Below are 25,443 nucleotides of genomic sequence, written 5' to 3'. Positions count from 1 at the left end.
AAACGGTACTGGGAATAGTGCTGGAAACGGTACTTGAAGCAGTACTTGAAACAGCACGTTGTAAAGAGTCGCCTGAGACTGCAAATATGCGTGGTCTCACCCATTAAATTTTAGGCATATTGCTTACTGGAGAGACAGATGGCATTAACCGCTGAAACTAAAGCCGAAATCGTCAACGAATACGGCCGCGGCGATAACGATACCGGTTCCCCTGAAGTACAGGTTGCACTGCTGAGCGCCAACATCAATGGCCTGCAGGACCACTTCAAAACCAACAAGCAGGATCACCACTCGCGTCGTGGCCTGATCCGTATGGTAAACCAGCGTCGTAAACTGCTGGACTACCTGAAGCGTAAAGACTTCGAACGCTATCAGTCTCTGATCCAGCGTTTAGGTCTGCGCCGCTAAGTTATTGTTGGCGAAGATTGAGAAACGGGCAGCTCCTTGTGAGCTGCCCGTTTTTTTATGCCTGTCAGTCACTGAGCAAGGTCTTTGCGCCCGGTGATTTTGGGTTTCTGGTAGCCCTAAGGCGCTACAGCGCCTAGAATGGTGACGAGTCAAAACGACCCAAACGAATAGACAAGTAGATATTAATGTTAAAGGAAGTCGCCGTGAATCCGGTAAAAAAAACGTTTCAGTACGGTCGTAGCACCGTCACGCTAGAAACCGGGCGTATCGCTCGCCAAGCCACTGGTGCCGTTATGGTCACCATGGAAGATACTGTTGTGCTGTGTACCGTGGTGGCGCGCAAAGAAGCCAACCCCAGCCAGCCCTTTTTCCCGCTCTCGGTTCATTACCAGGAAAAAACCTACGCAGTAGGTAAAATTCCCGGCGGCTTCTTTAAGCGCGAAGGACGCCCGACCGAGAAAGAAACCCTGACCTCGCGTCTGATCGATCGTCCGATCCGCCCGCTTTTCCCTAAAGGCTTTATGAACGAAGTGCAGGTTATCTGTACCGTTCTGTCCACTGATCGTAACCACGATCCGGATATTGCCGCGATGCTGGGCACCTCCGCTGCACTGAGCATTTCCGGCGTGCCGTTCAACGGCCCGATTGGTGCTGCGCGCGTTGGCTTCAACGAAGAGCAGGGTTATTTCCTTAACCCGACCGTTGAAGAACTGGCGACTTCTGAGCTCGACATGGTGGTTGCCGGTACTGAAAACGCCGTGCTGATGGTCGAGTCCGAAGCCAAAGAGCTTCTGGAAGACGAAATGCTGGGTGCCGTACTGTTTGGCCACCAGGAAATGCAGGTCGCGGTCAGCGCGATTAAAGAACTGGTTCAAGAGGCTGGCAAGCCTCGTTGGGACTGGCAGCCAGCCCCTGAGAACGTGGCGCTGAAAACCGCCATCGCGGACGCGTTTGAAGCTCAGGTGGGCGACGCTTACCGCATCACCGACAAGATGCAGCGCCAGGACGCTCTTGCAGCTCTGAAAGAGCAGGCGATCGAGCAGCTTGCAGCCATTGAAGGCGAGCCGGTTAACGACAAGTTCAGCAAAGACGAAGTAAAAGGTGCCTTTGCCGGTCTTGAAAAGCGCGTTGTACGTTCACGCGTTGTAAAAGGTGAGCCGCGCATCGACGGCCGCGACAACTTCACCGTGCGCCCGCTGGCTATCGAAGTGGGCGTGCTGCCCAAGACTCACGGTTCGGCGGTGTTCACCCGTGGTGAGACCCAGGCGATTGCAGTGGCAACACTGGGTACCCTGCGTGACTCTCAGCTGATCGAGTCGCTGGAAGGCGAGCGTAAAGACCGCTTTATGCTGCACTACAACTTCCCTCCCTACTCGGTAGGTGAAGCGGGCTTCATGGGCGGCCCGAAACGTCGTGAAATCGGCCACGGCCGCCTGGCGCGTCGTGGTGTTCAAGCCATGCTGCCGTCTGAAGAAGCCTTCCCCTACACCATTCGTGTGGTATCGGAAATCACTGAGTCCAACGGCTCAAGCTCCATGGCGTCGGTATGTGGCTCCTCGCTTGCGCTGATGGATGCGGGTGTACCGCTGAAAGCACCGGTGGCGGGTATCGCCATGGGGCTGGTGAAAGACGAAGACGGCTACGCAGTATTGACCGATATCCTGGGTGATGAAGATCACCTTGGCGATATGGACTTTAAAGTGGCCGGTTCAGAAGAGGGTGTTACTGCCCTGCAGATGGACATCAAGATCGAAGGCATCAACGAAGAGATCATGGAGACCGCGCTTCAGCAAGCCCACAAAGCGCGTCTGGGTATTCTTGAGCAGATGAACATCGTCATCAGCCAGAGCCGTACCGACGTCTCCGAGAATGCACCTTCCATGGCCACTATCAAGATCGACCCGGACAAGATCCGTGACGTTATTGGTAAAGGCGGCGCCACCATTCGTAAGATCTGCGAAGACACCGGCGCGTCTATCGACCTTGATGACGACGGCACCGTGCGCATCTACGCCGAAGACAAAGCGGCGGCGAAAAAAGCCATCGATACCGTATTGGCGATTACTGCGGAAGCGGAAATTGGCAAGCTGTATAACGGTAAAGTCGTGCGTATTGCTGACTTCGGCGCCTTTGTGAACATCATGCCGGGTACCGATGGTCTTGTGCATATTTCACAGATCGTTACCGAGCGCGTTAACAACGTACGCGATTTCCTCAACGAAGGCGACGACGTGATTGTGAAGGTGCTCGACATCGATAACCGCAACCGCGTGAAGCTCTCGATCAAAGAGATCACCGAAGAAGAGAAAGCAGCGTTTGCCGCTGAAGGTGAGAACGCCGCGGAATAAACCACCGCGAGGTTGCCCATGCCGCCCCCGTAGCCCCTGGCTGCGGGGGCGGCGTTGTTTGATTAAATGAAAGCTGATTAAAAGAACGTTGGTTGAAACAACGTTTGGTGGATAGGCAGTTTTTGTCAGAAGGAAGTAAGCATGGAAAAGGAACAGGCACCGCGCTGGTGGGCAGTGGTCGCCGTGATGATTGGCATTTTTTTATTGGTAACCGCTGAGCAACTGCCTATTGGATTGCTATCTCAGGTGGCCTCATCCATGGACGTGACGCCGGGTGTTGCTGGTTTGATGGTTACCGTACCGGGCGTGGTCGCTGCTTTTTCAGCACCGCTACTGCCCGTGGCGGTCGGCCGGTTGGACAGGCGCATTATGCTGACGCTGCTTATGGGCGTGATGGTGATCGGTAGCGTGCTTTCGGCGATGGCCAGTAGCTTTATGCTGCTGTTGGCCGCCCGAGTGCTAGTGGGCATCAGCATCGGCGGTTACTGGGCCGTGGCCGGTAGTATCGCTCCGCGCTTGGTGCCCAGCGACAAAGTGCCCAAGGCCATGACCATTATTTTTGGCGGTGTGGCAGCCGCATCGGTACTTGGCGTGCCCTTGGGTACCTTGTTGGGCGATCTAAGCAACTGGCGGGTCGCGTTTGCAGCCCTGGGTGGTTTCAGCCTGTTAACCGCGCTAGCGCTGTGGTACTGGCTGCCGCCCCTGCCGCCCCGAGAGCCTGTCCGCCTGAAGGTGCTGGCTCAGCAGTTTAGTAATCGTGGCGTCAGGGTAGCCGTATTAACCACGGGCTTTGTGGTCGTAGGCCACTTTGCAGCGTACACCTTTATCAGCCCTATCCTTCAGGAAATAAGCGGTGTTGCCCAGCGCCATGTGGGTAGTCTGCTTTTACTGTATGGGGCGGCGGGTATCCTGGGGAATATTGCAGCGGGGATGTTTGCCGGGCGGCACCCGTATCGCGCCGTACTAGCGATCCCGAGCCTATTGCTGCTGGTCGTGGCGGTCTTCCCGCTCCTCGGCGTGCAGCCCACTAGTGGCGTTTTACTGTTAATGGCCTGGGGGGCGGTATTCGGTAGCGTATCAGTGAGTATTCAGACCTGGATTTTACGTACGGCGCCTAATACCGAAGCGGCGACTGCCTTGATGGCTTTTGTGTTCAATCTCTCCATTGGGTTGGGCGCGATGGTTGGTGGCCGCGTTGTCGATGCCACCAGTCTGCCCATTACCATGTGGGCCGCATCGGGCCTGTTCTTGCTAGGCGCGCTGCTGGTCTGGCGAACGCCTTCGCGGATTGTGGGTGAAAAGCATCGCTAAGTATTAAATGTTCAGCATTCGCCAAATAAAAATGCCCCTGTCAGTGACAGGGGCATTGGCGTTTTATCGCCTGCGACTTCCGGGGTTTAGGGGCGCTCAATCGCCAGCGCTACCCCCTGACCGCCGCCGATACACAGCGTTGCCAAGCCTTTCTTGGCATCACGGGCAATCATTTCATGAAGTAGCGATACCAGCACGCGGCAACCGGAAGCCCCAATTGGGTGGCCTAAGGCAATCGCACCGCCGTTGACGTTGACTTTGGACATGTCCCAGCCCAGCTCTTTCTGCACCGCCAGTGCTTGGGCTGCAAATGCCTCGTTAGCTTCTGCCAAGTCCAGGTCATCAAGGCTCCAGCCAGCTTTTTCCAGGCAGCGGCGGGTAGCCGGTACGGGGCCGATACCCATAATGGCCGGATCTACGCCTGCATTAGCGTAAGCCGCAATGCGTGCTAGCGGCTCAAGGCCCAATTCTTTGGCTTTTTCTGCCGAACAAATCATCACGACAGCCGCACCATCGTTCAATGAGGAGGCGTTACCCGCGGTAACGGTGCCGTCTTTTTTGAACGCCGGACGCATACCGGCAAGTTTTTCAGCGGTAATTTCGCGCGGGTTCTCGTCAGTGTCAAACACAACGGGATCGCCTTTGCGCTGAGGGATTTCAACCGGCACGATCTGGCTTTTAAATTTGCCTTCTTTAATAGCGTTAGCGGCATTTTGTTGCGACTGGGCGGCAAACTCGTCCATTTGCTCGCGGGTAATGCCATATTTTTCAGCCAGGTTCTCGGCGGTAATGCCCATATGATAATCGTTGAAGGCATCCCAAAGGCCGTCATGCACCATGCTATCAATAGCTTTCCAATCGCCCATACGCTGGCCATTACGCGAATTGGGGAGTATATGGGGAGACGCCGACATGTTTTCCTGGCCACCGGCCAGAATCAGCTCCGCATCACCGCAGCGAATCGCTTGTGTGGCAAGGTGTAAAGCCTTTAGGCCTGAGCCGCATACTTTGTTAATGGTCATAGCAGGAACAGAAGCCGGCAGGCCTGCCTTAATAGCCGCCTGGCGGGCTGGGTTTTGGCCCACGCCTGCAGTCAGTACCTGACCTAATAGCACTTCATCAACTTGGTCGGGAGAAACGCCGGTTGATTCAAGGATATCCTTAATTACTAACGCGCCAAGATCACTTGCAGGGATACCCGCAAGTGATCCTCCAAAGGAACCGACCGCGGTGCGGCGAGCCGCAACAATGACTACTTCTTGCATGATATGACTCCTAACGTGAGTAAGGCAGACCGCCTGTGATGGCTATTTTGTTTTTAGCGTGTAGCAACGTACGCTACCTACCTTTTGTGTCAGCTGTACTACTCAGCATAGGGGATGGTTGTGCATTGCGGCAATACGCTTTTGGACACAAATAAAAAACGGGCCGTGATGGCCCGTTTAAATGCCTATGGTTTAAGGCAGCTGCACTGGCATCGGTTTAAACCAACTGCCCTTGAATCGATTTAAGCCAACTGCACTGGAATCGCGTGGCTGGTATGGCTTACGTGATTGCCTTCCTGCAAATACACCAGTGCCGGACGGTGCTGTTCAAGCTCGGCCTCTGAATAGTGGGCGTAGCTGCAGATAATGACCCGATGGCCGGGAGCCGCTAAATGTGCCGCCGCGCCATTAATCGAGATTAATCGTGAGCCTTCTTCACCACGAATGGCGTAGGTGGTAAAGCGCTCACCGTTTTCCACGTTGTAGATCTGGATTTGTTCGTTTTCACGAATACCCGCCATATCCAGCAGGTCGCCATCAATCGCGCAGGACCCTTCGTAATTCAGCACGGCATGGGTAACACGCGCCATATGTAGCTTGGCTTTAAGCATAATGGTTTGCATAACAACTCCTGGGCGGCGAAGGCTGCCTAGTGGTGAGACGTGGTTGATTGAGAAGGTAGCTGCACGCTGAGATTATCGAGCAAGCGGGCGGGGCCCAGTTTGGCGGCGGCTAGCAGCACCGCCTCGCGCGTTGTGGCGCTGACAGGCTTTAACTGTGTATCGCGAAGCTCCAGATAGTCGGGGGTAAAGCCCGCATCCACAAGCCGCGCAAGCCCTCGGCCAAGAGCGGTTTCGGCCGGTTCGCCTTGTTCCAGCGCGTCACGCAGTTCGCACAAGATGCGGTAAAGCGTAGGTGCCATCGCACGCTCATTGGCGCTTAAATAGCCGTTACGCGATGAAAGCGCAAGCCCATCCTCAGCCCGTACGATCGGCACGCCGATAATTTCGATGGGCATGTGTAGGTCGCGAACAAACTTACGAATAACGGCTAGCTGCTGATAGTCCTTTTCACCAAAGCAGGCAATATCTGGCTGAACCAGATTAAACAGCATGGTGACCACGGTAGACACACCGTCAAAATGCCCGGGGCGTGAACCACCGCACAGTCCTTCACCCACGTCAGGTACGTGAACGCGGGTTTGCGAAGCCAGCCCATGGGGGTAAAGAGCGCTTACCGTGGGTGAAAAGAGCACGTCGCACCCGGCATCGGTAAGCTTTGCCTGGTCGTCGGCAAACGTGCGCGGGTAGCCATCCAGGTCTTCGTTAGGCCCGAACTGCATGGGGTTCACAAACAGGCTGGCGACCACGATATCCGCATGCTGGCGTGCGGCCGCCACCAGCGCTAAATGCCCGGCGTGAAGATTGCCCATGGTAGGTACCAGCGCGATCCGCTGACCGCGCTTTCGGTAGTCACGCAGCGTGCTGCGTAGGTCGTTAATCTCTCGCAAAGTGTGCATAGTCGTGTCGTATGCTCTGGCGTCGTGAGGGAATCGGTCGATTAAAAGCAGTGCTCGGGAGCAGGGAAGGTGCGGGTTTTGACCGCTTCATGATAATCCTGAAACGCGCCCTGAATGCTGTCCGCGTCAGCCATGAAGTTTTTCACAAACCGCGGAGTGCGGCCGTGGGTCACGCCGAGCACATCGTGCATGACCAGTATCTGTCCATCGGTCTCGGAGCCTGCTCCAATGCCGATAACCGGTACTTCCAGCGCTTCGGTTATTGCCTTGCCTAAGCTTGCCGGTACGCACTCGAGTAATATAACCGAGGCGCCGGCTTCAACCAGCACTTTGGCATCGTTTAAAATCCGCTCTGCCTGGGCTGTTTCGCGGCCCTGTACCTTATAGCCACCCAGCTGGTAGACAGCTTGTGGCGTTAAGCCAAGATGAGCGCAAACGGGCACGCCGCGCCGCGTCAGCTCATGGATGCCGTCGGCCATCCAGGCTTCGCCTTCTACCTTTACAAGTTCGGCGCCGGCACGCATCAGCGCGGCGGCATCGTCGAGCATGCGCTGCGTAGACGCATTGCTCATGAAGGGCAGATCGACCATCAACAGGCTATGGCCTTTGCCGCGTGCGGCGCAGCGGGTGTGGTAGCAAATATCGTCGACCGTCACGGGAAGCGTGCTGGTATGCCCCTGGAGCACCATGCCGAGCGAATCACCGACCAGAAGCACGTCGATACCAGCGTGGCTAGCCGCTTGGGCAAAAGAGGCATCGTAAGCGGTTAAGCAACTAAACGTTTCACCAGCGCGCTTATAGGCCTGTAGCGTGCTCAGGGTAACGGGTTTCATGGCATGTTCTCTATCGTCGTGGGCCGGTGCGGCATAGGCACCCAGCCATTATTAGTATCACGAATTCGGTATGCTGCTAGTTCGATATGTTGTTAGCTCGGCTTGTTGCCAGATAGGCGATTGTTACCCGGTCGAGCGCTGTGTGTCGAGGCCTGCGTAACAAGATAGCCGCTTAGCCGGGGCCATCTTCGACTAAACGCTGAATGCCGGGGTTGGCAATGTTATCCAGCCAGTGGCTTAGCGGCTGCTGGTGAAGAGTTAGCGTGGTATCAAGCTCAGTCAGAGGCGCCAGAACAAAGGCTCGCTCATGCATATGCGGGTGAGGAACGTTCAAGCGCGGATAGGCAATTGTCTGCTGGTCATAAAGCAGTAAATCCAGATCCAGCGTGCGCGGCCCCCAGTGACGCTCGCGCTTGCGCCGATGGCGCTGCTCTAACGACTGTAGCTGATCAAGTAGGGCGAGCGGGGAAAGTGAGGTTTTCAGGGCGACGACCGCGTTCACAAAATCGGGCTGGTCTTGAGGACCAACCGGGCGGCTTGCGTACAACGAGGAGGTGCCGTGAAGCTTGCTAAGCGGCAGGGTGGCAAGCGCCGAAATAGCCTGGCGTACTTGTGTAATAGGGTCGTCAAGATTGCTACCCAGACCAATATACGCCAGCGCTAACGTTGTCATGCTTTACTCACTGTTCGGGGTTACGCGTGGGTTTACGGCGCCGTTTGCGGCGGCGGTCGCCCTGGCTTGCCGGGTCGCCGCCCACTTTCTGAAGCAGGCGGCGCTGTTCATGCTCATCGCCCTGCTGGAAAGCCGTCCACCAGTCGCCCAGGCCGCGCGGAATCTCACCGGCTTGCTCGCGCAGCAGGAGTAAATCGTAAGCTGCGCGGAAACGCGGGTGCTCGCGGGTCTGGAAAGCGCGCTTGCCGCGCCGTAACGGAAGGCGTGCCTGCAGCTCCCAAATATCGCGCATGGGCATACCAAAGCGTTTAGGGATAGAGGTATGTTCCAACTGACGTGATACAACCTCTTGAGCCGCGGTTTGTAGTGCCGGTATGGCGGGCATGCCTTCAGCTTCAAGCTCGGCCTGGCGGTTGGCGACCGGCGCCCACAAGAAAGCGGCGAGCAGGAACGCAGGTGTCACTGGGCGGTCTTCGGCAATCCGCTTGTCGGTATTGGCCAGGGCGTATTCGATTAATTTTTCCGCCCACGCCGCATCGGCCATGGCCTCTTCCGATTCGGGGAAGAGCATGCCAAACAGGCCATAATGGCTGAGCAGGCGGAAGGTCGCCAGTCCATGACCGGACATAAACATCTTGAGCACTTCATCAAACAGCCGCGCGGGCGGAATTTGCAGCAGCAGCGGCGCAAGATCGTACATCGGTGCTTCGGTGGCAGGTTCAATGGTGAAATCGAGCTTGGCCGCAAAGCGCACGGCGCGCAGCATACGTACCGGATCTTCCCGGTAGCGCGTGGCCGGGTCGCCGATCAGGCGCAGCGTGCGCGATTCAATATCGCGCGCACCGTTGGCAAAATCGTGAAGGCTGAAGTCGGCAATGTTGTAGTACAGGGCATTGACGGTGAAGTCGCGCCGTAAGGCGTCTTCCTCGATATTGCCCCATACGTTGTCACGCAGCAGCAGGCCGGCGTCAGACTGTTGGGCAATGTGATCGCCATGTTCGTCTTGTGGCTTGCCACGGAACGTAGTGACTTCGATGACCTCACGCCCAAAGCGGACGTGAACAATACGAAAGCGTCGGCCGATCAAGCGCGAGTTGCGAAACAGATCGCGCACCTGTTCAGGCGTCGCGTTGGTGGCAACGTCAAAATCCTTGGGCATCTTGCCAAGCAAAGCATCGCGAATACATCCGCCTACCAGATAGGCCTCAAAGCCTGCACCGCTAAGGCGATAGAGCACTTTTAACGCGGCGTCGCTGATATGTTGGCGAGAAACAGGATGCTCGGACCGAGGAATAATGCGTGGGCTGAGAGTGGTTTCACTCTCTTGGGGATCGAGCAGGGTTTTCAATTGCTCTCCCGGGCTATGTAAGAAACGGGTAAATCCTTTGAACATGCGGCGATATCGACTCGCAGGTTATCGAAAAAGTGACCGTGAAGTAATCGGTAAGCCGATGAGTGTAGCCGACCCCTTTACGCTTGCAAAGCACCTCTGGCAGGTTTGCAAACGCCTTACCCTATAAACGCGGAAAGGGGAGGCTAAAAGAGCCTCCCCTATAAAGTGTTCAATCAGCGTCCATGCTGCTGTTTTTCTTCATGATGGCACATCGCCCTGAATACGCACCGCAGTCGATAGGCCGTATCCGACCGCCTCGTATTCAAAACAATAATCCAACCGCGAACTTTTCTTCCCCGACGTATTATTATTGGTTCCGGGGGTGTACACACTCACTGCTATTATTATTGTTCGTACGCAGATCATTCGGTGTACGTCGCGTCCTTTCTGGGCACTTGCTACCTTTTGTTTTTATTAGCTGCGCTTATTCTTCTTAGCGCCAGCAAGTCAGAGATGTAAGCCTGTTATTGTTATTAGTGCTGTTATCTCACCTGGCCCTGTTGTTTTTGTTATGGCTCAGGTTGGGGTGGTGTCATTTTGTTTTTGTTAGCGACCCACCGCGCGGCCCAATTTGTTTTTCTTACCCAGTAATATTGCACTCGTCGTGCCAGTTGTTTTAATTTTTTTAAATTTCAATGTCTTGAGGGTTTAATGGCGTGCCAGAGCGGCAGGGTAACAAACAAGTGTTACCGGATCCGTGTCGGTTTTTTGAGTCGTTTGTGTGGGTAGGTAACAGTGTCTGGAACGCGATTTTTAAATATTTTTTATTTAAATCAGTATATTAGACGTTGGTCGTAAGTCGTAAGTGTTAGGTTTGTCTCGCGGCCTGCCACGGCGTCAGTTAGGACGCCGTGCGGTCTTCTTGCGTGGGATGCCTAGCCGCTGGCGCCGCTCCCATAAGTTCTTGCGGCTGATGCCGAGTTTTTGAGCCAGCTCGGTTTCACTCATCTGGTCCTGGTGTTCAAGCACAAAGTGCTGAAAGTAGTCTTCCAGGGATAGATCATCCTCATCTTCTCCTTGGGCAGTCTCGTCAGCGGAAGGTGTTGCCGCTGGGTTGGCCTGCGAATGGTTACGCGACGGCGTTGGCGCAAGCCCCAGGTCGTCAGGGTGAATCAAATGGCCCTCCGCCAGAATCACCCCCCGCTCCAAGGCATTTTCCAACTCGCGGACATTGCCTGGCCATGGGTAGTCGCGCAGATCCTGGCGGGCCGCTCTGGAAAGCCGTAGGCCGGGGCGTTCGTGCCGAGCGCACGCTTTATCCAGCAGAATATCGGCAATTTCCAGTACATCGTCTTCGCGTTCGCGAAGCGGGGGCAGCTCGATCTGCATGACGTTCAGGCGGTAATAAAGATCCAGACGGAATTCGCCGCTTTTGGACAGGGCGCGCAGGTCCCGGTGAGTGGCGGCAATCAGGCGTACATTCACATGGCGGGTTTCGACCGAGCCGATCTTACGAATTTCGCCCTCCTGCAGTACGCGCAGCAGACGCGCCTGGGCATCCAGGGGTAGCTCGCCGATTTCATCCAAAAACAGCGTGCCTTGGTCGGCGGCTTCTACTAAGCCGGTGCGCGATGCACTGGCGCCGGTAAATGCCCCTTTTTCATGCCCAAACAGCTCTGATTCGATCAGCGTTTCGGGAATAGCCGCGCAGTTAACGCTGATCAGCGGCGCTTTGGCGCGCTTGCTCTGCTGATGAATCGCTCGGGCGACAAGCTCTTTACCGGTACCCGATTCACCCAGAATCAGTACGGTAACGTCGGCCGGGGCGGTTTTGCGAATACGCGTATAGACCTGCTGCATGGCCGTGCAATTACCGATCATCATCTGCTGGCTGCCGCCATCATCGGTAATCGCGGGTGGCTCGCCGTGCTGCATCGACTGCTGATGCAAAATGCGCTCAATGGTTTCAAGCAGCTCAGTATGGTCAAACGGTTTGGCGATATAGTCGACCGCCCCCTGCTTTAAGGCGTCCACCGCCGAGCGCATGCTGGCATAGCTGGTCATGATCAGCACCGGCGCAGGGGCGGCGGCACTGATCAGCGTGGTGCCCGGTTCGCCCGGCAGGCGCAGGTCGCTGATGATGAGATCGAACTCGTTAAGCGCCAGCTGGCTGGCGTCTTCGACGCTGCCCGCTTCGCTGACGGTATAGTCATGGCGTTCGAGTAAGCGCTTTAAGGCGCTGCGAATAATCGCTTCATCTTCAACAATCAGAATCCTGGGCATGGGATTGCGGGTCATCCTGTTGGTAAAGCGGCAGCCAAAGCGTAATGGCCGTGCCGCGAGGCTCATCGGGAGGTGGCGAGGCCACGTCTATTTTGCCTTGATGCTCGTTGATAATCTGATACGCAAGCGATAGCCCAAGGCCTGTGCCTTCGCCTGCCGGTTTGGTGGTGGTGAAAGGCTCAAACAGGTGATCGCGCACGCGCGGATCGATCCCCTGGCCATCATCGGTTACTCGCCACCAGGCGCTGCCACTTTGCTGGCCAGCCGTAATCGTCACATGACCGCCGGGCATACAGGCATCCCGGGCATTGCTGAGCAGATTGACCATGACCTGGGTCAACCGCTGCGCGTCACCGCGTACCACAAGATCTTCAGGGCAGGCGTTGGTAAGCGTTACATCCTCGCCCGAGCGCGCCAGGTGGATCAAGTGTAATGCGTCTTCGCTAATCGCCGTAAGCGCTACGGGCGACGCCGGTGGTGGGCCTGAAAGGCGACCGCCGTGAGCAAAGCCTACCAGTGAGTTAACTATTTTAGTGACTCGCTGGGTCAATTGCTGAATCTGGTCGGCGGTTTCCAGCAGGGCAGGGTCGTTGGTATCGTAGCGTAAATTTTGCGCCAGTGACGAGATCCCGGTAATCGGATTGCCGATTTCATGGGCCACGCCCGCCGCCAGCTGGCCGATAGACGCCAGGCGGGCGGCATGCACCAGTTCATCCTCAAGCCACTTCATCTCGGTATGGTCTTCAACCAGAACGACGCTGCCGCCCCGGCTGTCATGGCCGCTTAGCTCCGCTTTATGCAGGGTCAGAAAGTAATCCTTGCCGTGCAGCGACACCGCCTGTTTATAGCGCGGGGTTTGCGAGGCGGAAAGCACATTGCCCAGCAGCTCAGACCACGGGGCGGGCAGGCTGTCGCAGCGCGAGCCAATAACGCTCTCTCCGCTAATGCCTGAAAGCCGCGTCAGCGCCTGATTCCACATAATAAGCTCTTTATCATCGCCAAATACGCACAGCCCCACCGGCAGGTAAGCCAGCGTTTGTCGGTGGTGACGGCGTAGCCCGTCAAGCTCACGGGCAAGCCCGGTCAGGCGCGAGCGGTAGGCTTCCAAGCGACTTTCGACAAAGTGGATATCGTCGGTTACCGGTGCATCATCATGGCGGTAGGGCAGGTAGCGGTCGACGATATCGCGGGCGACCGAAGGCCCCATCAAGCCTGAAAGGTTGGCCTGAATACGGTCGCGTAGCCTGCGTAACGCGTAAGGACGCCGCTCTTGAGGCGTCAGCTTGAGGGCTTTTAGCGCTCGGGAAACCTCGCGCTGGGCCGCCTCATCGCCTATAGCCTGGGCCAGATGAGGAGAAAAATCAGCGGCGGTGGCGGCTTCCAGCGGTAAGCGCTTCGAGCGGATGACCGCATCGACAGAACACGCTTCTGCCGCTGATCTTTCACCTTCTGATATACGCGTAAACAGCGAGATGACAATCAACAGCACGATGTTAGTGGCAAGCGACAGCAGAGTGACCGTGTACCAGGGCGGCGCATTGGCAGGGATAAGGTGGGCAAAGGGCAGCGGCGGTGTGGGGAGCGAGAAAATCAGCGGCAGCCAGAGCCCCCAGAGCCATAGCGCAACGCCTGCGATCAGTCCGACCACCATGCCCATGCGGTTGGCGCCTGGCCAATAGAGCAGCGCCAGCATACCGGGTAAGCATTGAGCCATGCCGACAAACGATGCCAGGCCAAGGCTGGCAAGGTCGTGATTTCGCCCCACCCATTCATAAAACAGCCAGCCGCTAATAATAACGCCGACTACCAGGCCACGGCGTAGCCAGAGCAGCCAGCCATACAGGTCACTCCGGGCTTCTGGAGGCCTGGCCACCAGCACGATATGGTTGAGCACCATGCCGGAAAGGGCCAGCGCGATCATGATCATGGTGCCACTGGCGGCGGCAAGTCCGGCCAGAAACGCCAGCGCCTTGATCCACCAATGTTCGCTCATCACATAAACGGCGTAGGCCGCGACCGGAATATCGTCGGTGACGGATTGGGCAGCCCACCAAATCAGGGGTATCGGTATGGCCATTAATAGCAAGTAGAGCGGCAGAGTCCAGCTGGCTTGAAGCAGCGTATGGCGCGACAGGTTTTCGGCAAACGTGATATGAAACAGGTGGGGCATCATGAAGGCGGCTGCAAAAAACAGTAGCAGCAGCGTGCGCCACTGGGCCTCCTCTAGCTGAGGAGTTGCCAGCTGGGCTTGAAAGCCCGGCCCTTCCAGCCAGTGTTGCAGGTCCTGCGGCCCGTCAAACACAAGCCATAGCGCTGCCGCGCCCAGGCCGAGCATCGCGAACAGTTTGATTAACGATTCAAATGCCAGAATGCTGATCAAAGGGTCCTGGCGGGCATGGCTATGCCGTGCGCCAAAGACCACGGCAAACACCGCAATCAAACCGCAAAACAGCAGCGCCACGCCAGAACTGTAGGAGCTGCCGGTAAGCCAGTGAATGGCATCGCTTAAGGTTTGAACCTGAATACCCAGCAGTGGCAACACCGCCAGCAGGCTGATCAACGTGACCAGCGTGCCTGCCCATCGGGAGCGAAATCGAAATGCAAACAGATCCGCTAGCGAGGCGAGCTGGTAGGTGCGGGTAATACGCTGAATGGGTACCAGCAGCACCGGCGCGAGCAGAAACGTACCCGCCGCGCCCAGGTAATAGGCCAGATAACCAAACCCTGCATTGGCGGCAAACTCGACGCTGCCATAGATGGCCCAGGCGCTGGCATAAACCCCTAGCGCGAGGGTGTAGACCAGCGGGTGGCGAGCAATCCGTGTGGGTATCCAGCCGCGCTCTACGGCAACGCCACAGCTAAACAGCAGGCCCAGGTAGCCTAATCCGAGCAGTAAAACGCCGGTTAACTCAACGCTCATCTAACTTCCTTTTTTGCTCAAGCCATAGCGTGAGCGCAATCAATACGCCCCAGATCGCAAACGGACGGTACCAGACCGCGTCGGGATCGCTCCAGCCGTCCATCAATAACGGAGAGAGTAAGTAACCGCCAAACACCAAAAACAGCATGATGCGGTAGACATACATAGTTAATTCCTTACGGCAAGAGGCGGTGTTCGGCTGGCGAAAGGTATTCAACCGACCAGTTGGCCACGGCCCAGTGTAATTGGCTTTCCGGAAGTTCTGTGGCTAATTCAGGCGGCGGCGATTGGTCGAGCGCTTGAAGCGCCTGAAATAGTTGGCGGCGAATACCCCGGTCATCACCGGCAAGCGATGGCGCAAGGTTCTGTTTCGAGAGCTTCTGGCCTTGTGATGTTACCACTAGCGGTAAATGCAGGTAGCGTGGCTCGGGAAGTTGCAGGGCAATTTGCAGCTGGCGCTGCCAGGGCGTGTTGTCGAGCAGATCCAAGCCTCTTACCACATCGGTAATGCCCTGTTCGGCATCGTCGACGACAACCGCCAGCTGGTAAGCCCAAAGGTTATCCTTGCGCTTGAGCACCACGTCGCCCATCTCGGCAGGATCAAACTGTTGATGGCCGAACAGACGATCCTGCCAGGTGATGGGGCGCTTGGCCAAATCGCTGCGTAGCCGCCAGGCGACCGGCTTGCCCGAGGCGCTTAGCCCATCACGACACCAGCCTGGGTAAATAGCATAATCCTGCCACTGCTTGCGTGAGCAGCTGCACGGATAGGCTAATCCCTGGGCCGCTAGCTGCTCAAGTGCCTGTTGATAAGCCGCGTGGCGGCCATGCTGCCAGACAATCTCTTTATCCCAATGCAGACCAAAGGCCTCCAACTGGCACAGGATGGTAGTGTCGGCCCCTTGGGGGCAACGCGGCGGATCAATATCTTCAATCCGTACCAGCCATTCACCGCCGACGGCGCGGGCATCCAGATAGCTGCCCAGTGCCGCCACCAGGGAGCCAAAATGTAGAGGTCCTGACGGGGTGGGAGCAAAGCGTCCACGGTAGCAAGAAGAAGCAGTCATAAGCCTTTACCCAAAACAAAAACGGGCACCCCAAGGTGCCCGCCGACAACGTTAGCGTACAGGTGGTTTAACCAACCTGCTTAGCCGCCCAGCTGTTTTTCTTTAAGCTCCGCCAGCGTTTTGCAATCCACGCATAGGGTAGCGGTTGGACGGGCTTCTAAGCGACGAATGCCAATTTCAACGCCACAGGCTTCGCAGAAACCATAATCGTCGTCATCGATGTTCTCGATAGTTTCGTTGATCTTTTTAAGCAGTTTGCGCTCACGGTCGCGCGTGCGCAGCTCAAGGCTAAAGCCTTCTTCCTGCGTTGCACGGTCAGCGGGATCAGCATAGTTATTAGCGTCTTCCTGAAGGTGGCGCACGGTACGATCCACCTCTTCCATGAGGTCTTGCTTCCAGTCCAACAGCAGTTGGCGAAAATGCGCTAACTGCTTATCGTTCATGTACTCTTCACCCGGTGCCGGTTCATACGGGGTGAAAGTCTTGGTCGCTTCCGGTTTTTTTTCCGCTACTGGCATGGGATTGCCCCTTACGTATGTGACTGCTGATCGACCATGAGCGTGTGCCACGATCTCACGCCAAAGGGATGCTTGTTTATCTGAAAAATGGCTGCGTTGCAAGCATAATAGTGTGCTTTCTACTATGGTCTTGCCGTTTATACGACCTGTGTCATGGTTTATGTCTTGTTTTAATTCTGTTCGGTTAAGGAGCTGTTATGGCCTGGAATTCGCGTGTCAATCACGTTGCCCCCTTTCGGGTGATGCACTTACTTGAAATGGCTCAGGCGCGTGAGGCGGCAGGTCACGATGTGATCCACCTGGAAGTGGGGGAGCCTGATTTCGCCACGCCCGAGCCGATTATGGCCGCAGGCCAAAAGGCGCTGGCCAGCGGCCAGACGCGCTACACCCCTGCGGCAGGACTACCCGCGCTACGTGAGGCAATTGCCGGCCACTATGCCGAGCACTTTAATGCCCAGGTGGACCCTGCGCGGATTCTGGTAACGCCCGGCGCGTCAGGGGCGCTATTGCTCGCAAGCCAGCTGCTGGTCGAAAGTGGCGACCGGGTGCTGATGGCTGACCCCAACTATCCGTGTAACCGCCATTTTATGGCCCTGGCGGGGGCCGAGGTTGATGCGGTGTCGGTGGGGCGTGAAAGCGGCTGGCAGCTGGACGCCGGATTGATAGACCGCCACTGGCGCGACGATACCCGTCTGGCCATGCTGGCCTCGCCTTCCAACCCTACCGGGCACACGTTGAGCGCCGAACAGCTTAGCCAAGTGCTGGACGCCGTGGCCAAGCGTTCGGGCGAAGTGATCGTTGACGAGATTTATCAGGGGCTCAATTACGACGACGCACCTCTGTCGGCCACATCGCTTTCCCGCGAGGCGTTTGTGGTTAACAGCTTCTCGAAGTATTTCGGTATGACCGGCTGGCGCCTGGGGTGGCTGGTCGCGCCGGAGCGGGCTGTCGAGCCGTTAACCCGGCTTGCCCAGAATGTCTTTCTGGCAGCTTCAACACCTTCACAGCATGCAGCGCTTGCCGCTTTCACTCCCGAGTGCCGGGCTCTTCTGGAGCAGCGCCGCGAAATACTCGCCGAGCGTCGTCAAGTACTGCTGGATGGGCTGGCGCAGTTGGGCTTGGCGCCTGATTTACCGCCTCAGGGTGCGTTTTATGTATGGCTGGATATCTCGCGCTATAGCCAGGATGGCCAAGCGTTCTGCGAGCGGCTTTTGGAAGAGGAAAACGTGGCGATTACCCCCGGTATCGATTTTGCGGTACGTGGCGGTGAGCACCATGTGCGGATTGCGTTTACCAACGACGTTGCTCGACTTGAAGAAGCCGTGGCGCGGATTGCCCGCTTTGTGGGGCGGCTATGACGGTTCGCTATCCGGCATTGGTGCCCGGCACGCTGCTACGCCGTTATAAACGCTTTTTTGCCGATGTGCGCCTCGACGATGGCCGGGAAGTGGTGGCGCATTGTCCTAATACCGGGTCGATGAAAGCCGTGAATCTTCCTGGCTGCCGCGTCTGGCTGTCGCCCAGCGATAACCCCAAGCGCAAGCTGTTGTGGACTTGGGAGCTGATTGAGCTGCCCCAGCCTGATGGCAGTGCGTCGTTAGCCTCAGTGCATACCGGGCGGACGAATCGGATTGTTGAGGCGGCACTCAGTAATAACCGATTGGACGCTTTATTCGGCTATGCCCAGCATCACCGTGAGGTAAAAGTCGGTGAGTCGCGGCTTGATTTTCTTTTGGAAGACCCGCTTAAAGGGCGCGCTTACGTTGAGGTCAAGCAGGTGACCCTTAAGGAACTGGACGGCTACGGGTATTTCCCTGACTCGGTGAGTGCGCGTGGGCTCAAACACCTACAGGCGCTCAGTGCGCTGGCCCGACAAGGCGAGCGGGCGGTGCTGCTTTTCTGCATTGCCCACGAGGGAATCGATGATGTCGCACCCGCCGCCCATATCGATGCTGCTTATGCGGCGGGTCTTGAGGCGGCGGTTACCGATGGGGTAGAGGTGCTTGCTTATGGTACGCAGGTCACCTGGGAGGCGGGCATTCCGGTCAGCGTAGCGCTTGAGCGTACGCTGCCGGTGCGACTAGCGTCGACGTACGCGGAAAATCGCTATCTCGCCGAACAGGTTGGGCCACCACTTTGAAGTCCAGTGCCCGCGGCGCTCGCCGACGCCCACGGCACGATCGACAATTACCAGGCCTTTCTCGCGGCACAGGTGCTCGAAATCGTTAAAGGTCGACAGGTGGATGTTGGGCGTGTCGTACCACGCATGGGGCAGCGATTTGGATACCGGCATATAGCCGCGCAGCCCCAGATAAACCCGATGACGCCAATAGGCGAAGTTGGGGAACGTGATAATGCCTTCTTCAGCGACGCGTAACATCTCGTCGAGCATTTTATCGGGGCGGCGGAGTGCCTGTAGGGCCTGAGTCATGATCACTTGGTCATAGCTGTGATCGCAGAAGCTGGCCAATCCGTCGTCCAGATTGTGCTCGATAACGCTGACGCCCCGTGCGACACAGCTGGTGATGCCCTCAGGATCAATTTCCAGCCCATAGCCGGTCACGCCTTTGTCGCGTGCCAGGCTTTCCAGAAGCGCTCCGTCGCCACAGGCAAGATCCAGCACGTGGGCGCCTTGGGGTACCCAGTCGTAAATCAGTTCAAGGTCGGCGCGCATCAACGGATCTCCTCCAGGCCTAGCTCACGGGCGGTACGGTTCATAAAGGCGCTGAACAACGCCTGATAGCGTGGCTCCGGCAGCAAGAACGCGTCGTGTCCGTGAGGCGATTCAATATTGGCGTAGCTAACCGACTTGCCTGCACGGATCAGTGCATCTACCAGCTCGCGTGAGCGTGCCGGCGGGAACCGCCAGTCGGTCGTAAAGCTGACAATCAGAAACGGGCACTGCGCGGGCGCCAGCGCCTTGGCGAGATCGCCGTCAGCCAGAGCGGCCGGGTCGAAATAGTCCAGCGCCTTGGTCATCAGCAGGTAAGTGTTGGCATCAAACGCGGTTGAGAACGCATCACCCTGATAGCGCAGGTAGGACTCGACCTGAAACTCAACGTCGAAACCAAAATTGAGGTCATCGCTACGCAGGTCTCGACCGAACTTGCTGCCCATGGCATCTTCTGACAGATAGGTGATATGGCCCACCATGCGTGCCAGTTTCAGCCCGCGTTTGGGCACGGTGTCATGGTCGGCGTACCAGCCGCCAAAGAACTCTGGGTCCGAGCGAATAGCCTGGCGCGCGACTTCGTTAAACGCGATATTTTGCGCTGAAAGACGCGGCGTTGCCGCAATCACCACCGCATTGGCCACGCGCTCCGGATAGGTAATTGTCCACTGCAATACCTGCATGCCGCCGAGGCTTCCGCCTACGGCGGCGGCCCAGCGTTCAATCCCCAGGTGATCCGCCAGGCGCGCTTGGCTGGCAACCCAGTCGCTGACCGTCATCATGGGGAAATCCGGGCCCCACTGGCGCCCGCTTTCCGGGTTGTGGCTAACCGGCCCGGTACTGCCGTGGCAGCCACCCAGATTATTTAAGGACACGACGAAAAAGCGGTTGGTGTCGATGGATTTGCCGGGGCCGATATGAGAATCCCACCAGCCGGGTTTGCGATCATCCTGGCTGTGATAGCCCGCTGCGTGATGATGGCCGGAAAGGGCGTGACAAATCAGTACGGCGTTGCTGCGCTCGGCGTTTAGCGTGCCATAGGTCTCATAAATCAGCTCATATTCGGGCAATACTTTGCCGCAGGCGAGCGCAAGCGGGGTATCGAACTGGGCAATATGCGGCGTGACAAGACCAACGGAGTCCGTTGGTCGGTCAGTAAAAGCAAGCGTGTCTGAATCGGGCATCGAGAGCGTTAGTCCTGCTAAATGAGTCCTGCTGAATGGGTAGCTGAAAGAGGCCTTTAAAGACCTACCAGCGCACCGGAAATGCCAGCCGCACGGATCAGCGAGCCAACGACCAGCCCATCGATGAGATTAATGGCGATAAACACCACAATCGGCGATAGATCAATCATGCCCAATGGCGGAATCACCCGACGCACTGGCGCCATGATGGGTTCTACCAGCTGCATGACCAGCAGCGCTGCCGGATGGCTGGCGTTCGGCGCAACCCAGCTCAGAATGATCATCACGATCATGGCAAAGAAATAGATCTTTAAGATGGCATTGGCAAGCGCCGCAATGCCGGCAATCAGCAGCCCGGCAATGGGCGGCATGCCGATGCCGATGACCATAAAAATGGCGATGATGCTGACTACCTTTAGTACAAAGCCAGCGGCCAGGGTCGCGAGGTCGAAGCGTCCAGCGACGGGGCCTAGGAAGCTTTGAAACGGCCCGACGACCGGCTGAGTGATTTTAACCACCGTCTGGCTTAGCGGGTTGTAGTAATCCGCACGCGAAGCCTGCAATAAAAAGCGCAGCATCAGTAAAAATAAATAGATGTTGATCAGTGAGTTAACCAGCGTTAACCCGGCACTACCCAATTGGCTGCCCATTGATGATGTCTCCGTTACGTTAGGTGATGTTTAGTTGCTGCTTAATTCATGGGCCATTTCTTGGGCACGCTTGGCGCAGGCTTCCATGGCATCGGCAATAATAGTGCGCAGTTGCGCTTCTTCCATATGCTGAATGGCGCGTTCGGTAGTGCCGCCTGGAGACATAACGTTCTGCTTGAGCGTAGCGGGGTCTTTGTCACTTCGCTGCGCCATGGTGGCGGCACCTAGTGCGGTTTGAATCGCCAGGCGACGCGCGGTGTCAGCCGGCAGGCCAAGTTTTACGGCGGCTTCTTCCATCGCTTCAAACATCAAAAAGAAGTAGGCCGGTGCGCTACCCGAAACGGCGGTAACCGCGTCTAAAAGAGATTCTTCTTCTACCCATTCCACAATGCCGACCGCTTCCATTAGCTGGGTGGCGATATCGCGCTGGCCATCGCTGACGGCGGCATTGGCATACAAGCCGCTGGCGCCATAACCCACCAACGATGGCGTATTGGGCATGCAGCGTACCAGGGCATTATTGCCCCCTAGCCACTGGTCGATGGTCGCGGCATCTAGGCCTGCGGCGATCGAAATTACCAGCGGACGCTGTTGCTGAACAGTGTCTCGCAGGTCTTCACAGACCGCGCGCATGATCTGTGGTTTTACGGCCAGAACCACTACATCAGCGCTACTGATGGCAGCATTGTTGTCGGTATGGGTGTTAATGCCCAGGCGCTCTTTAACCGGCGCAAGCTCGCTGTTTTTGGGAGCCGTGGCGGTAAGGTCAGTGGGCGCAACGCCGCTGTCGATAAGGCCGCCGATAATCGCGCTTGCCATATTGCCTGCGCCGATAAAAGTGATCTTGCTCGCCATGTACTTATCCTATTGAAGGGTGAGTTTGCTGTGTCAGCAGCCTTAACGTGTTGTGCTAGGCCGCCCCGCGCGCACCGAAGATGGCTGTGCCTAGGCGTACCAGTGTGGCGCCTTCAAGCACGGCGGCCTCCAGGTCATCGCTCATGCCCATTGAGAGTGTATCTAATGGGGCCTGAGGTAGCGCGGCCTGCAGCGATGTAAGTAATTGCTTGAGTGCCGCTAGCGGTTCGCGTTGCGCTTCTAGAGTCTTGGCTGGTGCGGGAATGGCCATTAACCCGCGCAAGCATAAATGGGGTAGCTGGGCGATTTCGCGGGCCAAGTCCATGACGTCTTCAGGCATAACGCCGGACTTGGACGCCTCACGGCTGATATTAACCTGTAGGCAAATATTTAACGGCGCTAAATGCGGCGGACGCTGTTCACTTAGCCGTTTAGCAATTTTCAAGCGGTCCACGCTGTGCATCCAGTCAAAGTGCTCTGCTACCGCGCGGGTTTTGTTCGACTGCAGCGGGCCAATGAAATGCCACACGATATCATCAAGGTCAGCCAGGGCTACCTGCTTTTCCAGCGCTTCCTGCAGGTAGTTTTCGCCAAATTCGCGTTGGCCGAGCGCCCAGGCCTGACGAATCAGGGCCGCCGGTTTGGTTTTGCTCACCGCCAGCAGTGTCGCATCATTTAACGGGCGGCCTGCTTTTTGAAGCGCCTGGTGCAGGCGTTCGCGCGCTTGGGCAAGCGACTCGGGTAGCGCGATGTCTGTCATACTCAAGCACCTTAGCAGCTGAGGGAGAGATGGATATTACCGAACTGCTGGCATTCTCGGCAAAGCAGAATGCGTTCGGGGGGTGCCTTTGTGCGGAATTCCTCCCCTGATGCGGCGAAAGAGGGTATTCAGCGGCGTTTAATATAAACCGTCAAGGCGCATAAACGCCGCCCAGCACACGAGGCCCCTGAGCGCCCGTCACGGAGGGCAAGTTGCCGGGCAGATGGTGCAAACGCTGATGGGCAAGCCAGGCAAACGCACCTGCTTCAATCCAGTCTTCCGGCCAGCCGTAAGCGGTGGGCGAGGTAAACGTGGCGTTGGGCAGATGATGGGCCAGGCGTGTCATTAAGTAGGCGTTATGCGCACCGCCACCGCCGGTAATCAATGTGGTGGGTTGGCCGCCAGGCAGCAGTTGGCCGATACCTTCCGCCACGCTGATAGCGGTTAGCTCCGCCAGGGTGGCCTGTACATCTGCCGGCAATTCCCTGCCGGTAAGCCGCTGCTTGAGCCACGCCAGGTGAAAGTGTTCCCGTCCTGTGCTGCGCGGCGGCGGCTGGCGGAAGAACGGGTCAGCTAAAAAGTCTGCTAACAGCTTCTCATCCACTTGGCCGCTCTTGGCCCAGGCACCGTCCTGATCAAAGCGGCCGCCTTGATGTTCAGCAAACCACGCATCCAGCAATACGTTGGCCGGGCCGGTATCAAAGCCCAGCACGGGGTGGTCTTCATCACGGGGCAGCCAGGTGATATTGGCAATACCGCCCAGGTTGAGAATCAACTGATCGGCACTTTTTCTGCCAAACAGTGCCTGATGAAACGCCGGGGCGAGCGGTGCCGCCTGGCCGCCCGCGGCTAGATCGCGGCGGCGAAAATCCGCCACAACCGTACAGCCGGTGAGTTCCGCTAAGAGGCTGGGGTTGTCTAGCTGCAGCGTATAGGCGGGGCCGCCTTGATGGCCACTCGGGGCGTGCTCAATAGTCTGGCCGTGGCTGCCGATCGCGGTAATCTGATGGGGTGATAGCTGCTGCTTGGCGAGTAGTGCCTTAACGGCCTGTGCCTGCAGTGCGCAAAACGTGTTTTCTGCAAAGGCCAGCTGCGCAAAGCTTGCCTGCTCGGCATGGCACAGCGCTAATAGTGCGCTGTGCAGCGTATCCGGCATCGGTTCAGCGTGTGTGGCTACCAGCCGTGGGGGAGTGCCTGGCTCGATAGCAATCAGGGCGGCATCAACGCCATCCAGGCTGGTGCCTGACATCAAGCCAATATAGTAAAGCGTGGGAGCCGCGGGGGGCGTTTTCATAAAGCATCATCCAAAGCGGTGCGAAGGCTCAACCAAGAACTGCAGGCATGGTAACATCGTCGGCTATTTATCATCTGTGTGCCCATTTGGGCAAAGTTTATATGGAGAGAGGCAATGAGTGAGGTGGATCAGGCTTTAGCGCTGCTGGCGCGGGGTACGCATGAAATCCTGGTAGAGGACGAGCTTAAGAAAAAGCTGGCCTCTGGGCGTAAGCTGCGTATCAAAGCTGGTTTTGACCCCACAGCCCCTGATCTGCATCTGGGCCACAGCGTATTGCTGACCAAAATGCGTCAATTCCAGGACCTGGGTCACACGGTCATCTTTTTGATTGGTGATTTCACCGGCCGCATTGGCGACCCAACCGGCAAAAACGTGACCCGCAAGCCACTAACCGAAGCGGATGTAAAAGCCAACGCGGAAACCTATAAAGAGCAGGTGTTCAAGATCCTCGATCCTGAAAAGACCGAGGTGCGCTTTAATGCCGAGTGGTTTGGCGAACTGACCGCCGCCAAGATGATTGAGCTGGCCGCTCAAAGTACCGTTGCCCGCATGCTTGAACGTGACGACTTTGAAAAGCGCTACAAGTCCAACCAGCCGATCGCGATCCACGAGTTTCTGTATCCGCTGGTTCAGGGCTACGACTCGGTGGCGCTTGAGGCTGATATCGAATTGGGTGGCACCGATCAGAAGTTCAACCTGCTGATGGGCCGTGAAATTCAAAAGCACTTCGGTCAGGAGCCGCAGGTCGTTATTACCATGCCGTTGTTGGAAGGCTTGGACGGCGTGCAGAAGATGTCGAAGTCGCTGGGCAACTACGTTGGGGTAGATGAAGCGCCGGGTTCTATGTTCAACAAGCTGGTTTCAATGCCCGATAGCTTGATGTGGCGTTACTTCGAGCTGCTGTCGCTGAAGTCTAACGAAGAGATCGAGGCGCTTAAGCAAAGCGTTGAACAGGGTGCGAACCCGCGTGACGTGAAAATGGAGCTGGCGCGTGAGCTGATTGCTCGCTACCACGGTGACGAAGCGGCCGCCAACGCTCATAAGTCAGCGGGTAATCAACTAGCCGATGGCGAACTGCCGGAAGACCTGCCGGAAGTGGAAGTGGATTTTGAAGGGGCCGAGCAGGCACCCATTGCAGCCGTACTTAATCGCTCTGGCCTGACCAAGAACAGTGCCCAGGCAAAGGATATGCTCAAAAACGGCAGTGTTAAGGTCGATGGAGAAGCCGTTGCTCAGGACACTATGCTGGCGACGGGTAAGGCCTACGTAATACAGGCAGGTAAGAAACGTTACGCCCGTGTGACGCTTATTTGAAGTTTTTGAAACTATCTTTAAAAAAGCCCTTGCCAATCCGGCAGCGAATCCGTAAAGTACGCATCCGCTGCCGGGGACGCCAAGCGTTACCAGCGGTGAATGAAGGTGAAAACCTTCTGTTTGTCAGGAGGTTAGCGAGATTTAGGTCGCTCACTTCACCCGCTAAAAACAGCGGTTGACAAACACCAGGAAATGCGTAGAATACGCCTTCCTCGCTGAGGCAAGCGGCTCCGGTCA

General features: G+C 56.9%; 24 protein-coding genes. 6 read left to right on the top strand and 18 right to left on the bottom strand.

All coding sequences use genetic code 11. The annotated features are described in order from the left end of the window. Window positions 1–138: 138 nt before the first annotated feature. From rpsO to INT33_RS09570, 3 genes are all read left to right on the top strand, one after another. Window positions 139–408 carry a 30S ribosomal protein S15 gene (rpsO, locus tag INT33_RS09580; RefSeq protein ID WP_018917553.1) on the top strand — a complete coding sequence of 90 codons (270 nt, stop codon included), beginning with the start codon at window positions 139–141 and terminating at the stop codon, window positions 406–408. A 185-nt stretch (window positions 409–593) separates the two neighbouring features. Further along, a complete protein-coding gene (gene pnp, locus INT33_RS09575; protein WP_193091754.1) occupies window positions 594–2,756 on the top strand; it encodes a polyribonucleotide nucleotidyltransferase in 2,163 nt (720 codons plus the stop codon). 141 nt (window positions 2,757–2,897) lie between these two features. Then, the gene (locus INT33_RS09570; RefSeq protein WP_192537956.1) at window positions 2,898–4,067 is read left to right on the top strand and encodes an MFS transporter; all 1,170 of its coding nucleotides are present in this window, start codon (window positions 2,898–2,900) and stop codon (window positions 4,065–4,067) included. An 86-nt stretch (window positions 4,068–4,153) separates the two neighbouring features. Here INT33_RS09570 and INT33_RS09565 read toward each other — a convergent pair whose 3' ends face one another. The 11 genes from INT33_RS09565 to dksA all read right to left on the bottom strand — a co-directional run bounded on the left by INT33_RS09565 (window position 4,154) and on the right by dksA (window position 16,478). Beyond that, window positions 4,154–5,332: an acetyl-CoA C-acetyltransferase gene (locus tag INT33_RS09565; protein ID WP_192537955.1), complete on the bottom strand. Its 1,179-nt coding sequence runs from the start codon at window positions 5,330–5,332 to the stop codon at window positions 4,154–4,156. A 242-nt stretch (window positions 5,333–5,574) separates the two neighbouring features. Further along, window positions 5,575–5,955 carry an aspartate 1-decarboxylase gene (gene panD / locus INT33_RS09560; RefSeq protein ID WP_018917549.1) on the bottom strand — a complete coding sequence of 127 codons (381 nt, stop codon included), beginning with the start codon at window positions 5,953–5,955 and terminating at the stop codon, window positions 5,575–5,577. A 26-nt stretch (window positions 5,956–5,981) separates the two neighbouring features. Then, the gene (panC, locus tag INT33_RS09555) at window positions 5,982–6,851 is read right to left on the bottom strand and encodes a pantoate--beta-alanine ligase (RefSeq protein WP_192537954.1); all 870 of its coding nucleotides are present in this window, start codon (window positions 6,849–6,851) and stop codon (window positions 5,982–5,984) included. Between the two features lie 41 nt (window positions 6,852–6,892). Next, on the bottom strand, window positions 6,893–7,684 hold the full coding sequence (gene panB, locus INT33_RS09550) for a 3-methyl-2-oxobutanoate hydroxymethyltransferase (protein WP_193091753.1): 792 nt from the start codon (window positions 7,682–7,684) through the stop codon (window positions 6,893–6,895). Window positions 7,685–7,856: 172 nt separating this feature from the next. Beyond that, a complete protein-coding gene (gene folK, locus INT33_RS09545; RefSeq protein ID WP_193091752.1) occupies window positions 7,857–8,357 on the bottom strand; it encodes a 2-amino-4-hydroxy-6-hydroxymethyldihydropteridine diphosphokinase in 501 nt (166 codons plus the stop codon). A 7-nt stretch (window positions 8,358–8,364) separates the two neighbouring features. After that, entirely contained in the window at window positions 8,365–9,750 is a 1,386-nt protein-coding gene (pcnB, locus tag INT33_RS09540; protein ID WP_192537951.1) for a polynucleotide adenylyltransferase PcnB, read from the bottom strand. An 837-nt stretch (window positions 9,751–10,587) separates the two neighbouring features. Continuing rightward, window positions 10,588–11,973 (bottom strand): sigma-54-dependent transcriptional regulator, encoded by a 1,386-nt coding sequence (locus INT33_RS09535; RefSeq protein WP_018917544.1) that lies wholly within the window; start codon window positions 11,971–11,973, stop codon window positions 10,588–10,590. After that, a complete protein-coding gene (locus tag INT33_RS09530) occupies window positions 11,951–14,893 on the bottom strand; it encodes an ATP-binding protein (protein WP_193091751.1) in 2,943 nt (980 codons plus the stop codon). The genes INT33_RS09535 and INT33_RS09530 overlap by 23 nt, the downstream gene beginning before the upstream one ends. Beyond that, window positions 14,883–15,059 (bottom strand): hypothetical protein, encoded by a 177-nt coding sequence (locus tag INT33_RS09525; RefSeq protein ID WP_018917542.1) that lies wholly within the window; start codon window positions 15,057–15,059, stop codon window positions 14,883–14,885. The genes INT33_RS09530 and INT33_RS09525 overlap by 11 nt, the downstream gene beginning before the upstream one ends. Before the next feature lie 10 nt (window positions 15,060–15,069). Further along, complete coding sequence (gluQRS, locus tag INT33_RS09520) at window positions 15,070–15,960, bottom strand: tRNA glutamyl-Q(34) synthetase GluQRS (RefSeq protein WP_193091750.1); 891 nt, start codon at window positions 15,958–15,960, stop codon at window positions 15,070–15,072. An 80-nt stretch (window positions 15,961–16,040) separates the two neighbouring features. Then, window positions 16,041–16,478 carry an RNA polymerase-binding protein DksA gene (dksA, locus tag INT33_RS09515; protein WP_018917540.1) on the bottom strand — a complete coding sequence of 146 codons (438 nt, stop codon included), beginning with the start codon at window positions 16,476–16,478 and terminating at the stop codon, window positions 16,041–16,043. Window positions 16,479–16,675: 197 nt separating this feature from the next. Here dksA and INT33_RS09510 point away from each other — a divergent pair, with 197 nt between their 5' ends. After that, window positions 16,676–17,836 carry an aminotransferase class I/II-fold pyridoxal phosphate-dependent enzyme gene (locus INT33_RS09510; protein WP_193091749.1) on the top strand — a complete coding sequence of 387 codons (1,161 nt, stop codon included), beginning with the start codon at window positions 16,676–16,678 and terminating at the stop codon, window positions 17,834–17,836. After that, on the top strand, window positions 17,833–18,618 hold the full coding sequence (gene sfsA, locus INT33_RS09505) for a DNA/RNA nuclease SfsA (RefSeq protein ID WP_193091748.1): 786 nt from the start codon (window positions 17,833–17,835) through the stop codon (window positions 18,616–18,618). The genes INT33_RS09510 and sfsA overlap by 4 nt, the downstream gene beginning before the upstream one ends. Here sfsA and metW read toward each other — a convergent pair. The 6 genes from metW to INT33_RS09475 form a co-directional block, all read right to left on the bottom strand. Then, window positions 18,559–19,152 carry a methionine biosynthesis protein MetW gene (gene metW, locus INT33_RS09500; protein WP_018917537.1) on the bottom strand — a complete coding sequence of 198 codons (594 nt, stop codon included), beginning with the start codon at window positions 19,150–19,152 and terminating at the stop codon, window positions 18,559–18,561. The two genes, sfsA and metW, sit on opposite strands and share 60 nt — an antisense overlap. Next, window positions 19,152–20,333, bottom strand: coding sequence for a homoserine O-succinyltransferase MetX (gene metX, locus INT33_RS09495; protein WP_193091747.1), 1,182 nt, complete (start codon window positions 20,331–20,333; stop codon window positions 19,152–19,154). Before metX ends, metW begins: the two co-directional genes overlap by 1 nt. 56 nt (window positions 20,334–20,389) lie before the next feature. Continuing rightward, on the bottom strand, window positions 20,390–20,983 hold the full coding sequence (locus INT33_RS09490) for a YggT family protein (RefSeq protein WP_018917535.1): 594 nt from the start codon (window positions 20,981–20,983) through the stop codon (window positions 20,390–20,392). Between the two features lie 30 nt (window positions 20,984–21,013). Beyond that, a complete protein-coding gene (gene proC / locus INT33_RS09485; protein ID WP_193091746.1) occupies window positions 21,014–21,838 on the bottom strand; it encodes a pyrroline-5-carboxylate reductase in 825 nt (274 codons plus the stop codon). A 55-nt stretch (window positions 21,839–21,893) separates the two neighbouring features. After that, a complete protein-coding gene (locus INT33_RS09480) occupies window positions 21,894–22,598 on the bottom strand; it encodes a YggS family pyridoxal phosphate-dependent enzyme (RefSeq protein ID WP_193091745.1) in 705 nt (234 codons plus the stop codon). A 151-nt stretch (window positions 22,599–22,749) separates the two neighbouring features. Continuing rightward, entirely contained in the window at window positions 22,750–23,892 is a 1,143-nt protein-coding gene (locus INT33_RS09475) for an anhydro-N-acetylmuramic acid kinase (RefSeq protein ID WP_193091744.1), read from the bottom strand. Window positions 23,893–24,006: 114 nt separating this feature from the next. Here INT33_RS09475 and tyrS point away from each other — a divergent pair, with 114 nt between their 5' ends. Continuing rightward, window positions 24,007–25,206, top strand: a complete 1,200-nt coding sequence (tyrS, locus tag INT33_RS09470) for a tyrosine--tRNA ligase (protein WP_193091743.1) — start codon at window positions 24,007–24,009, stop codon at window positions 25,204–25,206. Here the strand turns inward: tyrS and INT33_RS21155 are convergent. Next, window positions 25,199–25,443: hypothetical protein (locus INT33_RS21155; RefSeq protein ID WP_226940137.1), on the bottom strand; the 245-nt coding region annotated here is incomplete at its 5' end. The genes tyrS and INT33_RS21155 overlap by 8 nt on opposite strands.

It is taken from the genome of Halomonas colorata (genome assembly GCF_014897985.1).
In the GTDB taxonomy this organism is placed as follows: domain Bacteria; phylum Pseudomonadota; class Gammaproteobacteria; order Pseudomonadales; family Halomonadaceae; genus Vreelandella; species Vreelandella colorata.
Note: the sequence above shows the minus strand (reverse complement) of the source record. Positions and strands in the feature narration are given on the sequence as shown.

Bases quoted from the DNA above. Each gene is read 5' to 3' on its own strand.
- panC (WP_192537954.1), bottom strand. From the start codon at position 6,851: ATGCACACTTTGCGAGAGATTAACGACCTACGCAGCACGCTGCGTGAC.
- metW (WP_018917537.1), bottom strand. From the start codon at position 19,152: ATGCGCGCCGACCTTGAACTGATTTACGACTGGGTACCCCAAGGCGCC.
- INT33_RS09510 (WP_193091749.1), top strand. From the start codon at position 16,676: ATGGCCTGGAATTCGCGTGTCAATCACGTTGCCCCCTTTCGGGTGATG.
- pcnB (WP_192537951.1), bottom strand. From the start codon at position 9,750: ATGTTCAAAGGATTTACCCGTTTCTTACATAGCCCGGGAGAGCAATTG.
- metX (WP_193091747.1), bottom strand. From the start codon at position 20,333: ATGCCCGATTCAGACACGCTTGCTTTTACTGACCGACCAACGGACTCC.
- INT33_RS09530 (WP_193091751.1), bottom strand. From the start codon at position 14,893: ATGAGCGTTGAGTTAACCGGCGTTTTACTGCTCGGATTAGGCTACCTG.
- INT33_RS09480 (WP_193091745.1), bottom strand. From the start codon at position 22,598: ATGACAGACATCGCGCTACCCGAGTCGCTTGCCCAAGCGCGCGAACGC.
- dksA (WP_018917540.1), bottom strand. From the start codon at position 16,478: ATGCCAGTAGCGGAAAAAAAACCGGAAGCGACCAAGACTTTCACCCCG.
- INT33_RS09535 (WP_018917544.1), bottom strand. From the start codon at position 11,973: ATGCCCAGGATTCTGATTGTTGAAGATGAAGCGATTATTCGCAGCGCC.
- gluQRS (WP_193091750.1), bottom strand. From the start codon at position 15,960: ATGACTGCTTCTTCTTGCTACCGTGGACGCTTTGCTCCCACCCCGTCA.
- panB (WP_193091753.1), bottom strand. From the start codon at position 7,684: ATGAAACCCGTTACCCTGAGCACGCTACAGGCCTATAAGCGCGCTGGT.
- pnp (WP_193091754.1), top strand. From the start codon at position 594: ATGTTAAAGGAAGTCGCCGTGAATCCGGTAAAAAAAACGTTTCAGTAC.
- INT33_RS09570 (WP_192537956.1), top strand. From the start codon at position 2,898: ATGGAAAAGGAACAGGCACCGCGCTGGTGGGCAGTGGTCGCCGTGATG.
- folK (WP_193091752.1), bottom strand. From the start codon at position 8,357: ATGACAACGTTAGCGCTGGCGTATATTGGTCTGGGTAGCAATCTTGAC.
- INT33_RS09525 (WP_018917542.1), bottom strand. From the start codon at position 15,059: ATGTATGTCTACCGCATCATGCTGTTTTTGGTGTTTGGCGGTTACTTA.
- rpsO (WP_018917553.1), top strand. From the start codon at position 139: ATGGCATTAACCGCTGAAACTAAAGCCGAAATCGTCAACGAATACGGC.
- INT33_RS09490 (WP_018917535.1), bottom strand. From the start codon at position 20,983: ATGGGCAGCCAATTGGGTAGTGCCGGGTTAACGCTGGTTAACTCACTG.
- sfsA (WP_193091748.1), top strand. From the start codon at position 17,833: ATGACGGTTCGCTATCCGGCATTGGTGCCCGGCACGCTGCTACGCCGT.
- panD (WP_018917549.1), bottom strand. From the start codon at position 5,955: ATGCAAACCATTATGCTTAAAGCCAAGCTACATATGGCGCGTGTTACC.
- tyrS (WP_193091743.1), top strand. From the start codon at position 24,007: ATGAGTGAGGTGGATCAGGCTTTAGCGCTGCTGGCGCGGGGTACGCAT.
- INT33_RS09565 (WP_192537955.1), bottom strand. From the start codon at position 5,332: ATGCAAGAAGTAGTCATTGTTGCGGCTCGCCGCACCGCGGTCGGTTCC.
- proC (WP_193091746.1), bottom strand. From the start codon at position 21,838: ATGGCGAGCAAGATCACTTTTATCGGCGCAGGCAATATGGCAAGCGCG.
- INT33_RS09475 (WP_193091744.1), bottom strand. From the start codon at position 23,892: ATGAAAACGCCCCCCGCGGCTCCCACGCTTTACTATATTGGCTTGATG.